This window comes from Halalkalibaculum roseum (genome assembly GCF_011059145.1).
Lineage (GTDB): Bacteria > Bacteroidota > Rhodothermia > Balneolales > Balneolaceae > Halalkalibaculum > Halalkalibaculum roseum.
This window is the reverse complement of the sequence record NZ_JAALLT010000002.1, coordinates 651,590-664,722: the sequence shown is the minus strand read 5'-3', so window position 1 is coordinate 664,722 and position 13,133 is coordinate 651,590. Positions and strand designations below refer to the sequence as shown.

At 37.8% G+C, this 13,133-nt stretch carries 13 protein-coding genes; 6 read left to right on the top strand and 7 right to left on the bottom strand.

The features are described from left to right. The first annotated feature begins 310 nt into the window (after window positions 1–310). Window positions 311–1,051, top strand: coding sequence for an NYN domain-containing protein (locus G3570_RS07085; protein ID WP_165140685.1), 741 nt, complete (start codon window positions 311–313; stop codon window positions 1,049–1,051). 118 nt (window positions 1,052–1,169) lie between these two features. Here G3570_RS07085 and G3570_RS07080 read toward each other — a convergent pair whose 3' ends face one another. The 4 genes from G3570_RS07080 to G3570_RS07065 form a co-directional block, all read right to left on the bottom strand. Then, window positions 1,170–1,508: a DoxX family protein gene (locus G3570_RS07080; protein WP_249066771.1), complete on the bottom strand. Its 339-nt coding sequence runs from the start codon at window positions 1,506–1,508 to the stop codon at window positions 1,170–1,172. A gap of 334 nt (window positions 1,509–1,842) precedes the next feature. Then, window positions 1,843–2,184: a hypothetical protein gene (locus G3570_RS07075; RefSeq protein WP_165140681.1), complete on the bottom strand. Its 342-nt coding sequence runs from the start codon at window positions 2,182–2,184 to the stop codon at window positions 1,843–1,845. Window positions 2,185–2,192: 8 nt separating this feature from the next. Continuing rightward, on the bottom strand, window positions 2,193–2,945 hold the full coding sequence (locus G3570_RS07070) for a ParA family protein (protein WP_165140679.1): 753 nt from the start codon (window positions 2,943–2,945) through the stop codon (window positions 2,193–2,195). 267 nt (window positions 2,946–3,212) lie between these two features. After that, window positions 3,213–3,362 carry a hypothetical protein gene (locus tag G3570_RS07065; RefSeq protein ID WP_165140677.1) on the bottom strand — a complete coding sequence of 50 codons (150 nt, stop codon included), beginning with the start codon at window positions 3,360–3,362 and terminating at the stop codon, window positions 3,213–3,215. Window positions 3,363–3,527: 165 nt separating this feature from the next. Here G3570_RS07065 and G3570_RS07060 point away from each other — a divergent pair, with 165 nt between their 5' ends. From G3570_RS07060 to G3570_RS07040, 5 genes are read left to right on the top strand one after another with little or no spacing between them, the layout of a single operon-like run. Beyond that, the gene (locus G3570_RS07060) at window positions 3,528–4,040 is read left to right on the top strand and encodes a hypothetical protein (protein ID WP_165140675.1); all 513 of its coding nucleotides are present in this window, start codon (window positions 3,528–3,530) and stop codon (window positions 4,038–4,040) included. 25 nt (window positions 4,041–4,065) lie between these two features. After that, on the top strand, window positions 4,066–5,133 hold the full coding sequence (locus G3570_RS07055) for a glycosylasparaginase (protein WP_165140673.1): 1,068 nt from the start codon (window positions 4,066–4,068) through the stop codon (window positions 5,131–5,133). A 57-nt stretch (window positions 5,134–5,190) separates the two neighbouring features. Continuing rightward, entirely contained in the window at window positions 5,191–6,396 is a 1,206-nt protein-coding gene (locus G3570_RS07050) for a dipeptidase (protein WP_165140672.1), read from the top strand. A gap of 37 nt (window positions 6,397–6,433) precedes the next feature. Next, window positions 6,434–7,522, top strand: coding sequence for an alanine racemase (locus tag G3570_RS07045; RefSeq protein ID WP_165140670.1), 1,089 nt, complete (start codon window positions 6,434–6,436; stop codon window positions 7,520–7,522). After that, window positions 7,515–8,375 (top strand): mechanosensitive ion channel family protein, encoded by an 861-nt coding sequence (locus G3570_RS07040; RefSeq protein WP_165140668.1) that lies wholly within the window; start codon window positions 7,515–7,517, stop codon window positions 8,373–8,375. The genes G3570_RS07045 and G3570_RS07040 overlap by 8 nt, the downstream gene beginning before the upstream one ends. Window positions 8,376–8,540: 165 nt before the next feature. On the opposite strand, the gene G3570_RS07035 is transcribed toward G3570_RS07040, so the two are convergent. From G3570_RS07035 to G3570_RS07025, 3 genes are read right to left on the bottom strand one after another with little or no spacing between them, the layout of a single operon-like run. Beyond that, window positions 8,541–10,526: an SPOR domain-containing protein gene (locus G3570_RS07035; protein ID WP_165140666.1), complete on the bottom strand. Its 1,986-nt coding sequence runs from the start codon at window positions 10,524–10,526 to the stop codon at window positions 8,541–8,543. Window positions 10,527–10,536: 10 nt separating this feature from the next. Next, window positions 10,537–11,367: a hypothetical protein gene (locus G3570_RS07030; protein ID WP_165140664.1), complete on the bottom strand. Its 831-nt coding sequence runs from the start codon at window positions 11,365–11,367 to the stop codon at window positions 10,537–10,539. Between the two features lie 39 nt (window positions 11,368–11,406). Next, window positions 11,407–13,125 carry a PilN domain-containing protein gene (locus tag G3570_RS07025; protein ID WP_165140662.1) on the bottom strand — a complete coding sequence of 573 codons (1,719 nt, stop codon included), beginning with the start codon at window positions 13,123–13,125 and terminating at the stop codon, window positions 11,407–11,409. Between the last annotated feature and the right edge of the window lie 8 nt (window positions 13,126–13,133).

Here is a 13,133-nt window from a genome sequence, read left to right as displayed (position 1 = left end):
GGCTATAATACATAGTATGAATAATTATAATATATATACTAATAAATAATAAATATTTAGAGGTACATACTTTTACATGTGTGCTACTTATGGCTTTTAGAACAAAATATAACCTGCTGTTAAATAGCGGATGCAAATGCACTAAATAACAGTTCTTAGAAGCTTATATTTATTTCGGGATTCGTAAAAATATTACGATTCTGCTGATTTAGATAATGGGTAAGTTTAAATACTTCAAAAACAAGGCCATAATAAAAATTGAGCTCTGCAAATATTTCGGTAGATTAACGCCAACTCAAAAATTAATGATATGGATAACGAAACAACGCGAAAATTAGCGGTTTTAATTGATGCTGATAACGCTCAGCCTTCGATTATTGAAGGACTTCTTGCTGAAATTGCTAAGTACGGAACTGCAAATGTCAAACGTATTTATGGCGACTGGACATCTCCACATTTAAAAAGCTGGAAAGATGCTTTACTTCAACACTCTATTCAGCCTATTCAACAATTCGGCTATACCAGGGGTAAAAATGCAACTGACAGTGCCATGATTATTGATGCCATGGACCTTCTTTATACTGAAAAGTTTGACGGTTTCTGTCTTATATCGAGTGACAGTGACTTTACCAAGCTTGCAGCCCGCATAAGGGAATCGGGATTGGTTGTGTATGGTTTTGGGGAGCGTAAGACCCCTGAACCATTTGTCGCTGCCTGTGATAAGTTTATTTATACCGAAGTGTTGCGACAAGATGAAGATGAGGTAACAGGTTCTTTAGAAAGAAAAAACACCAATCAGCTTAAACAAGATACAAAACTGGTTAACCTGCTTCGCAATGCCGTCAAGGCTGCTTCTGATGAGAGCGGATGGGCTCACCTGGCACCAGTGGGAAGCTATATTGCTAAACAGTCTCCGGATTTCGATCCACGTAATTATGGCTATTCCAAGCTGGGTGAATTAGTAGAAGCAACTCATTTATTTGAAATGGAACATCGTCCGGTTGGCGAGGGGCAATCCAAAGCTATTTATATAAAAGATAAGCGCAAGTAATATTTCACAACATCTGGTTTATAATCATGGGATTTTATAATTGTCTCTCTAATTATTTTGGTGTCAGTACAATTAGTATCCATTTCTTTAAAAGTACTTTTAAAGAAACAATTAAACGCTAACTCAGCCATTTCTTAACCGAAGTACTCAGCTCTGCCCGCCTGATCCACAGAATTGCACAACATGAGATAAATACCGTCGTAGCCAGATAAAAGAGAGCCCCTCCATCCCCCATTACCTCAAAACCTAGTACAGTGATATGAAGTAATAGTGCTACAGTGATAATTGATAAACCCAATAGTGCTCCCAACCAAGATAAACCAGGTACCAAAAGTAATAGACCGGCGATAAACTCAACAATACCTGAGGCAAATCGTCCCCAAGGTTCCATACCGACAGTTTCAAATATTTGTACCGATTCTGGTGAGCCTGAAAATTTGAAATAAAGTGTCTGCAAAAGAATTATCGCAGAAAGAATCTGAAAAAGCCAGGAGATGAATCCGGCGGATCTGCTTATTTGTATATCCTCCATGTGAGATATATAAAGGGGAATGGTTTCCGTAAACTAGCTAGATTGAATTATAAATCATTTTTATATCACAATTTGGATATAATGATAAGAATCTAGCTGAAGCCTATAATTTCCTGATAAATAACTAAACTGTCTATGAAGTGAATTCTTTTTAAGACCAGGAGACTTGATTTTATTGAGATCCTAATTATGGGAGAGGAGATTTTTTTATAAATGATTTAGAATGAAAACCGTGTACTTAGTTATCTTCCGGGGGAAATTAATCGCAACCACGGCTTTCAAGCCATAAATAGATTGCATGATTTACCAAAGTGGAATAGTACATTTTTCGTTCTTCTGCTACTCTCTTTAGTCGATCAATGAGCGGTTTTTCCAAATAGTAACTTACTATTCGTTTTTCAACATCTTCAGTAGACTCTGAGGAATTAGTTGAGTGTACATTCCCGCTGTTTTGATTTTCGACAACCATTGAATCGGAGCTGAATGATTCTTTAGATGAGGATTCTTCCGATTTATTGATGGTCGGTATAAAACCAAAAGATTCTCTACCCAAACTGCTGTACCCTATCGGACTGCTTCCCAAGCTTTTCTTTTTTGACATAAAACTTCTTAGTGTCCGTTGCGGATCTCTTTAGAAAGAGCCAAATAGTCTTTGGCACCGTAGCTTTCTGAATCGTATTCAAAGATTGTTTTGTGATGGCTGGGTGCCTCTGCCAAAGCGACGTTATCCCTTATGATAGTTTTGAACACCTTATCACCAAAATAATCTTTAATGTGGTCCACCACTTCCCTATTCAAATTCTTGCGACTATCAAATAAGGTACAGATGATACCGCTTATGGCAATATCCGGGTTCAAACGTTCCTTAACTACCCGAATTACGTCCATCAATTTAGACAAGCCATGAAGCGCCAGGTATTCTGATTGTAACACAATGAAAATCTCTTTGACGGCAGTAAAGGCATTTAATGTCAGCAGACCTAAATTTGGAGGGCAATCAATCAGAATATAGTCATAACCGGTACCGAGCTTTTCCAAATTATTCTTAAGGAGTGTTTCTCTTGCCGGTTCATTGACAAACTCCATTTCAGCTCCGGATAAGTCGATTGATGAAGGCAATATATCAAATCCGTTATGACTGATAATAGCTTCATCAGGTGAAATCCTTCCTTTAAGCACATCATAGATAGTATTATCGATGCGTTGTGAATTCATTCGTAATGAATAGGTCAGATTTGCCTGTGGATCCAAATCCACCATCAAAACTTTTTTGCCTTGCAAACATAATCCTGCCCCGACATTTATTGTGGAGGTTGTTTTACCTACTCCGCCCTTTTGGTTAGTAAAAGCAATTGTTTTCATATTGATTTTTCCGCCTGCTAGATGTTTTAAGATGTACCCAGTATTCCTATGCTATGGGACAAAAGATGATATTTATTACATAGAGTAGCAGAAGAGTGTAATGTTACAATTTTTTAATAAAAAGAGGTGGAATATCAGTGCCACAAAAAAATACAAGAAGTGATGCTATCTAACCACAAGTGTGGCCTAAATTGGATTACTTTGAAAGCAACACATTAATACTTTTGGGTTTACAAGAAGGCTCTAAATTTCAAGAAATAAATATCCTTAAAGTAGGCCCGGGAAAAAGTATGAAATAACCAACTTTAACAAATAGCCTGCTGCAATAACACCTACAGTTAAGAGTAGGACTGAAAGTGCAATTGCTTTTCCTTCTGACATCTCTTTTTTAGGCGGGTTCGTTTTGGCTTTTCCCATGATGGCTAGGATTAGTTTGGGATTCATTAATTAATCTAGTTGATCAATTGCTATGTTGCAATTAACAATATCACATATTTAATGTTTACATCTTTTGCACTCAAGAATACATTTAATTAGTTATAATAAGTTGAATTACAAATTCCGATTAGTTATTTGTTTTGAATGGAAAATAGTCTGGTCTTAGAAGAAAAGTATTCCAGATATTGGAAACATGCTCTTGCCTTATCTTTAATTGTGTCATTAATTACGTTTCTTATTTATCTATATATAGATGATGCAGTTCTGGCCGGTATCTCCAGGCTTGTTGCCTTTATTTCTTTATCACTGGCCATATTTTGTTTACTTAAAGTAATGGAAGGTGCTAAAACCTTCGAAGTAACGATCTCTGACGGCTTACTCAGGGTTACCTATTTTAAAAATGAAAAAGCAATAGGAACTGATAAGTTGAACATCAACGACATTGAAACTATATACAGTGAACCCTATCAAATAGAATTACCAATTTCTGACTATAGAATTCAACTATCCAACAACAGAACCTTCCGGGTGAACTTTAAAGAAAATAACGAAAATGATATTTCTCTGTTTAAGTTTGGTGGCAGAGTATTGACATTAGATAAAAGCTCAAAAGAACGGCTAGAACATTTTCTTAGTCATCACGATCTTCTTTCATAATTCAAACTTCTTGTGAGGAAATTCTATGAAACGCAGTGATTTTATGAAACTTATGGCCGCAGGAGCCGGTATATTTGCACCTATCGGACTTACTGCGAAAACTTCTTTAAAACCATCCGGTAATTCATTCTCTTCTCCTCTTGTGGTTTCAAGCGGTAATGGGCTACCTGCCACTCAAAGAGCAATGGAGATGATCATGGAAGGTTCTGATGTGCTTGATGCCGTTATTTCCGGTGTAAATATCGTTGAGGATGATCCGGAAGATATGAGCGTAGGTTATGGCGGACTGCCCAATGAAGACGGCATCGTGGAACTTGATGCCTGCTGCATGCATGGACCAACACACAATGCGGGAGCTGTTGCATCACTTAGAAATATTAAGAATCCCTCAAAAGTTGCTCAACTTGTAATGGGACGTACTGACCATGTACTTCTAGTCGCAGAAGGTGCCCTGGAGTTTGCAAGGGCACATGGTTTCCAAGAAGAAGACTTACTTACCGATAAGGCCCGAGAATACTGGCTGAGATATAAAGAAAATCTCAGCGATAAGGATGACTGGTTTTCTGCCGAACAACAAAAAGAAATGTCGCTCAATGGACTGGAAGTCATAAAAAATGGTAAGAAAAAGAGGATCACAGGGACGATAAGTTGTCTCGGACTTGACAGCGATGGTAACATTTCAGGTGTCACTACCACGAGCGGACTATTTTTTAAAATTCCAGGTAGAGTAGGAGACAGCCCTATAATTGGAGCCGGCTTATACGTTGATAATGAAGTCGGAGCTTGCGGTTCTACGGGACGTGGTGAAGAAAACTTAAAAAACTTGAGCTCATTTCTTGCGGTAGAGTACATGCGTCAGGGAATGTCCCCAACGAATGCTTGCCTTGAAGTATGTAAAAGAATAGTAGATAAGGCCCGGTTACCCAACTTATTAGATGATAAAGGGATGCCTGATTTCAATGTGAATTTTTATGCCCTTAATAAGAAGGGTGAATACGGTTGCGCCAGCATTTATGGTCCGTCATCCTATGCTGTAAATGATGGGAAAGAGAATACAAGAAAAGAAGGGGCATATCTGTACAGTAGAAATTAGTATTTTTTTTAGGATTAACTCACAATCATAATAACAATATTTAAGGGGATTAGGATTATGAAAAAGTGGATCTGTGGTATATTTCTAATATTTATCAGCATAAGTGCTACTTGTACTACCCAAACAGACTATTCAGAAAAAGCGAGTGAACTGGTGCAAAACCTTATCATCGTCGATACGCATGTAGATGTTCCCTATCGCTTGAAAAACAGTTGGGCAAATATTTCAGAACAGACAGAAAGTGGTGATTTTGATTATGTAAGAGCAAAAAAAGGCGGACTCGATGCACCCTTCATGTCAATCTATATTCCCGCAGAATACCAGGAAACCGGTGGAGCAAAAGCTGTTGCTGATAGTCTTATTGATATGGTAAGAGGCATTGCAGAAGATAATCCGGAAAAATTTGCAATAGCTACCTCTCCTGAACAAATAAAAGAACAACATCAGAAGGATCTCATATCTCTACCAATGGGCATGGAAAACGGGGCTCCCATTGGTCAGGATTTAGAGAATATCTCATATTTTTTCGACCGTGGAATACGATATATAACCTTAACTCATTCTAAAGACAATCAAATAAGTGATTCTTCATACGATACCACCTATACTCATAACGGGTTAAGTGATTTTGGAGAAGAGGTCATAAAAGAGATGAATCGCATCGGGATGATGGTGGATATATCACACGTATCAGACAGTGCTTTTTTTGATGTAATGGATATTACCCGGGCTCCTGCCATAGCTTCACATTCTTCAGCAAGGCACTTTACTCCCGGATTTGAACGAAATATGAGTGATGCAATGATTGAAAAATTGGCCGAAAATGGCGGTGTTATCATGATCAATTTTGGTTCTACGTTTCTTGATTCTGAGTCCAGAGAGAGTTCATCAAATATAAGAGAACACATTGGTGATTGGTTGGAAGAAAATGATCTTGAACAAAGTGACTCAACCGCTCAGGCATATATTGAAACATACCGGGCAGAGCATTTTAAATACAGTAATGTCTCTAAAGTAGCCGATCATATTGATCATGTAGTAAATCTAGTCGGTATTGACCATGTCGGACTCGGTTCTGACTATGATGGAGTAGGTGATACTTTACCTGTAGGACTGAAAGATGTCTCTGAATATCCAAACTTAATCGAGGAGTTACTTAGAAGAGGTTATACTGAATCCGAAATCAGACAAATCTGTAGCGAAAATATCTTTAGGGTTTGGAATGAAGTCACCCGAGTCGCAACTGAAATGAATACTCAGTAGGTAAAGAAAATCATCCATGATAAATTCCCCTACCCTATTGGTTGATGAAGAAAAGTGCCGAGCAAATATAAAGCGGATGGTTCAGAAGTGCATCAAGCACAATTTAGAATTCAGACCTCATTTTAAGACGCATCAATCATCTGATATCGGGAGATGGTTTAAGGCAGAAGGTGTAACAGGCATTACGGTATCTTCAGTTAAGATGGCTAATTACTTTGCTGATAACGGTTGGAATGATATCACGATTGCTTTCCCTGTAAATATCCGAGAGGTTGATGCAATTAATGCACTATCAAATGAGATATCTCTTACCATTTTAATCAGTGATTCGGTAGCTCTTGAAAGCCTTAAAACTTCTATTACAAATCCGACCGGCGTTATGATTGAAATTGATACCGGTTCCAATAGAACTGGTTTTAACATAAATCATGAAGCTGAAATTAGTGATGTTATCACAGAGATTTCAGAGGTTAAAAATCTTCTTTTTAAAGGGTTTTATTCTCATCCCGGCCACTCCTATAAAGCCAGGTGTAAATCAGAAATTCACGAAATACACAAAGGAGTTTTATTAAGTATTTCAGACATAATTTCTGGTACCAACCTAAATAGAGAAGAATACAATATTTGTATTGGTGATACTCCATGTTCATCCGTAGCTGCAAATTTTACTGGAATAGATCAACTCAGTCCAGGGAATCTGGTTTTTTATGATCTGATGCAGGTACAAATCGGGGCATGTACCTTAAGTGATATCGCAGTTGCTTTAGCATGTCCGGTCGTTGCAAAATATCCCTCACGAAATGAAATCGTGATTCATGGAGGCGCCGTACATCTATCCAAGGATGTTATTGATCATGAAAGCATAAAGCACTATGGATATCCTGTAGAACTAACTAAAAATGGGTGGAATCCGACTAATAAGAATGGTTACGTTAAAGCCTTATCTCAAGAACATGGTATTGTAAAATGTACAAATGAGTTTATGAGATTTATTCATGTTGGTGACATAATTGGCGTATTACCTGTTCACTCCTGCCTCTGCGCTGATCTAATAGGCAGTTATCAGACCTTAAAAGGGAAATCTTTAAATCATATCAGAAGTAGCAGTATACAATATTATGGATAGTATTTTTGAAACAATTAAATTGGACGTCATTTCTCTAAGCGAAAAATTACCTTTGCTAATTTATGCCATCCTAATTTTTGCAGTATTTGTCATTTTGGGGAAGCTTGTTTCAAAGGGGATTAAGAAAGGTATAGAGCGTGGTGATTTTACAACTACCTACCAAACCTTTTTCCTTAAATTGGTAAGGGGATTATTTTACATATTCGGCTTTTTGATAGCTTTAAATACACTTGGTTTTACATCAATTGCCACCTCATTGTTAGCGGGTGGGGGTATAACAGCTGTAGTGATCGGTTTTGCTTTTCGCGAAATTGGTGAAAATATACTCGCAGGATTTTTTCTTGCTTTTAGTCGTCCATTCAGTATAGGAGATTTGATACAATCAGAAGGACTTCAAGGTCGTGTGAAAGGGGTTGAACTCAGACACACTCATATCCGTACAGCCGAAGGATGTGATATTTATATTCCCAGCTCTCAAATATTCAATAAACCACTGCACAATTATACAAGGGATGGACTGAGACGAGCAGGTTTTATTATCGGTGTAGATTATGAGGATAACATACAAAAAGCCCTTGAACTACTCGTAAACGAATTGGCATCTATTGAAGAAATACTTAAAAATCCGAAACCAACCCTTCTAATATCAAACTTCACCCCTAATTTCGTGGAGATTCAAATTTATTTTTGGATAGATACTTTCAATCAAGAGATTTCCTTAGGTAGAGTTCGGACTGAGGCTATGGAAGCCTGCCGCACCTTACTAATAGAGAATAATTTCACTTTAAGTTCAAGCGTCTCAACTTCTTTAGAAATGGATAAATTGAACATAGTGATGGAAAAGAAAGAGTAGTAACGAATCCATCCCATATGTGTTTTTCCTTTAGAAACTAAAGAAGAATTAAATAATTTCAGTATAAGTAAATATTAAATCGAAGTTAGAACAATTCTAAAGAAAAAGCCGCAACTATACATTGATAGTAGCGGCTTAATAATATTGTGATAAGGATACTTCAGTTTACTGCATCTTGTAAATCCAGGCGCCATCGTTTTCATTCTGAACAATATCGGCTAATGCTGCTTTAGCATGATTTAAATTGCTGAATCTGTCGTAGGCAACGAAGAAGAAATCAGAATCAGGTTTATTGAACAATACCGCAGGATAGTTATTTGTAGCAAGTCTATCCTTAAAATCAACCGCATTCTGCTCATTCTTAAACGAACCTGCAATTACATAATAGGTATCACCGTTAGTGTACTTTTTCTGATTTTTATTGGTCGTATTTTGAGTCGATTCATCCGATGAATTGGCGGCTCCGGAAACAGATGAACCTGAAGTATCACTTGTCATTTCAGCTGCTCCACCTTCTGAATCAGCGTCCTGGTCCTGATTTTGATCAGTAGCTTCCTCTTCATCATTTAAATCAAAATTCAGAGTAACCGGTTCGGTTTTTACTTCCGGATCAGTGTTCATATTCATCTGATTATTAGAAGTTTCCTGTGGCTCTTCAGGCTCTTCTGCCTCAGGTTCCTCCTGTTGTTCTGGTTCTTCTTCCATCATTGGTTGAGTGTCATTCATACCTGAACCTTCCTCTTCTTCTTGCATAGTTTCCGGAGGTGCGGGCTCTTCTTCCCGTTCAATGAGTTTATCGGTATTCATAGTACTCTTACGCAGTTCTTCTCTTATCCTTTCGCGCTCTTGCCCAAGAATTTCAAATTTATCCTTGTATTCCGTTTTAGCAAAGCGTTCAGGAATTGAAGGCTCAATGGAAGCCTGTATAAGAATAACCAATTCTCTCATTTGGTAATCAGTAGAATTGTATCCAAATAGATAGCGCAGACCGAAAAACCATGGTGGGAGATCCTTAAGTACCGGTATACCTCTTCTAACCTCGGAAGACTCCGTTCTATACAAACCTGCAATTACTGTAGCCTCTCCATCCATTAGTACAGACTGGGTTGTCGCCTGCTGTTTATTAATGACAGTACTTACCGGGTCGGGTTGAGCGGATGAGCGTTCAGCCTCAATGGTTAGGTGAATAAAAGTGGTATCCTGTTGTTCAATAATCTGGGGAGTCACCTGAAGGATAGTACCAACGCTAAAGAATTGATCGGTAACATTGCCGGCAAAATCACGCTGTTTGATAGAGAAGTCCTGACCTACCTGTATACGTCCTTCCTGACCATCTAATACCTTTACTGTTGGAGATGCTAAAATTTCACCCAAGTTATCAGCTTCAAATGCACTGAAAAGAGCTTGTACTCGTATACCGCTACCTCCTATCTCTCCAAAGTTTACAATAGAATTAAATACATTTTGAGATACACTTGAAGCACCCTTTGAGTTCACAGATACAAACTGATTTTCGAAAGTAGTTGATGGCAATTGACCTTCATTCTGTCCACCGGCTCCACCACCTCCTCCTCCTGAAGCGCCACCTTGTTGTGGATTTGCGAACTGGCTAATATTTTCGGGAACATTTTCAGTCAGTGTTGACCAATCAACCCCAATTTCCTGTAGGGCACGTTTATTACCTTCAAAGAATATAGCATTTATTCGAACTTCACGTGATCTAGTAGTTGCTGCAGGACCTTCTTCATCTCCCCCCGAACCTTGTTGGGCACCAGAGCTTTGTTGTGTGGTTGCTCCAGCTGTTTGAGCTTGTACAATTTCGAAGAATTTTTCTCTTTCAAGAAGTACCAAACCATTGACCCTAAGTATAAGATCTAAAGCATCTTCCCAGTGCATAGCAGGAACAGAAATACCAATTGATCCACTTTGCCCGGTCCTGTCAATAATAACTTTCCCTCTTGCTTCCTGAGAAAACTCATTAATAATATCCAAGGCACGTTCGAATGGAGTAGTCCTATCGAAAGTAACTACTTCTTCCGGGTTTGTGTATTCCCTGACAGGTATTTTATCCTGACTCACACCCTGAGCAGGCAGCAATAATAGCAGTGCTAATAGAGAGAATGTATAAATGATGATATTCTTATTAGTCATGTCTGTTAATTTATTGTTCCTCATTTTCATTGTTTACCTCCAGGGTAATACGCTCGATAATGCCACCTTTGTTCAACTGAAACGTAGCTGAACCCTCTGATAGATTAATATTGGTTAAGTTTCCTAGATATACTTCTTCTCCTAAGCGAATTTTCTGTAATTCACCATTCTGGTCAAGTAGAAATACTCTATTACTACTTAAAGCTAGTAATTCACTTGCTTCAATGTTTGTCAAGTCTTCTTCATTGGGCTCAATATCTCTAATAAGCGGGAAAAACGGATTATGCAAGGATGTATAAGTGGGACTAGAAATATCCATAGATGGCGATCCAAATTCGGTTCCACGGTTATAGTAACTCTGCAAACGATAACTGTAGCTTACCCTCCCGTAATTCTCGAGATCATTTATAGGAGTAACATCCAACTCAACTACCTTATTGAGAGGTTTGCTGTATTCAAGTTTGCGAATAAAATTAACCAGGTAACGATAATATCCTTCCCCTGAAATATTCATACTCATTATTCCGTATGGCCCCTGAGCAGTAGAATCATTAAATGAAAAAGCAAAGTCGGTATAAGAATTACCGGTATTCAAGGTATTCATAAAGTCAAATACCTTGTCCTCATTGCTGTCTGTGTATAAAGTCTTCTCAAAATTGTTAATAAAGAAGGTAGCATTTTCGAACTGTTCTAATACAATACTATAGCGATTTGCAATTGCCCGTTTTTCACGAAGTTCCTGACTTTTTTCACTAACCTGCTGTTCTAGTTTTTCTATTTCCGGATTTTGCACGAAATAGAAATATGACCATCCTCCTCCCACAAAGAGAATAAGGACCACAAGTAAAATTAATGAGTTTCTTACCGCGTATGACATAAATTATTGGTTTCCGCCCGTTAATATTTCTTTTAGCTCATCAGTTTTGGGTAATGAGTAAACGGAATCGTCTACGGCAAATTCATTAACCAAAATTGAAAATCTGAAGACTTCCTGTTCTCTTATGTCTTCTATGGTTACGTTTAATAATGTCGCATCAGCAAATATGTTGACTACTCTTGGTATACGATTTCGATACAGGGAATAACCCTCTACAAAAGTACCACTCTGTGCCTGGGTCATAGAAGTAATCCATGTATTCTCAATAGGACGCATGCCTTCGTTTAAAATATCCAATTTAGCCTGCCACTCTCTGCTGCCATTACTAAGGGTATCAAGTAGTACTAGTTTTTCCCTTAATTGAGCCAAATCATTACTAATTTCGTTAGTAGCCTGAACTGTTGGTTCTATTTGTGCAATTTGTGCATTAATAGTTTCTAGTTCAGAAGAGAGGTTTTCAATTTGCCTAGCCTTTTGCTGATAAAAATAATTGAAGGTGATAGGTGCCAGAAATATGAGTGCTAATAGAATCACACCATGCCATTGTAACTTAAATATCTTCTGTCGTTCAACAACATAAGATGGTAATAAGGAAAGATTCGGAAAACTTTTCTTCTCAAATTCTGAAGCAGCCCAAGCTAAACTGATTGCCGTTGTAAATGAATTTGCAAGAGACTCATCAACATCTTCATAATCAAATTTCTCTTCATTAAACCTGAAATTAGTGACAATTACATCACTAAAATTGTTTTGAAGGAAATCTATAGCATCATCACCGATAGTATTATTGGCTAAGATGATTCTATCAAGATTCGGAACTTCTCCGGTATCTAATTGAAATAGTATTTTACTGAAGAGTGTATTTAAAAATGATTTACTGTTGGTGCCTTCATTTATAATTGGTGAAACCTGCCAAATCTCATTACCGGTCATAAAAACAACGCGGCATTTTTTCGGACTAAACTGAATAATACCGGTAATTTCATCGGGTTGGAGGTTATAATTAGCCCTTACCAATCCAACCAAAGCCGCTTCATCAGGCAGTACTTCCCTTACTGTGAGCTTACCGGAATAAAGATCATCAGCACGGTTAACTAATTTCAATAATGCAGATTCTTCCTCAACAGATGCAAGAACCAAAGAACCGTCATCCCTTACCTCATAAGAATAATTGTCAGATGACTTAGCCTGACCATATATAGATTGGAGCTTGTTTTCCAGATCTTCTATTAAATCTTTTTTCTTTACATCTTTAAAATTAGTGTCACGAATAATCTGGAAAATAGTGTTACCGGCAGGTACATTTAAACCTACATTTACATTTTGGTTATCAATGCCGTTTAAAATATTATAAAGTAATATTTCATTGGACTGGGCTCCACCTGCATCAGCTTCCTCAACCATATCAAGAGACATCACATCCTCTTCAGACTCCTCTTCGTCATCCAGGTTGTCCAGATCCAAATCAGCTAGTTCATCCTCATTGTCATCCTCTTCTTCATCTTCGAACCCAAAAATAGAATCAGCATCCATTTCCTCTTCAAAAGAACCTGTTTCTTGTACAGATTCTCCCTGAGTAGGACTTTTCTCTTTTATGGGTTCAACTAATGAAAATTGGTCCAATTTTAACAACCGAAGCTTATTAGCTTCAACTTTGACTCTTGCCATTTTGATGGCATCGCCTTCTAAAACTAAACCGGTAAATTCTTTAGGTCCGAACATTATATACT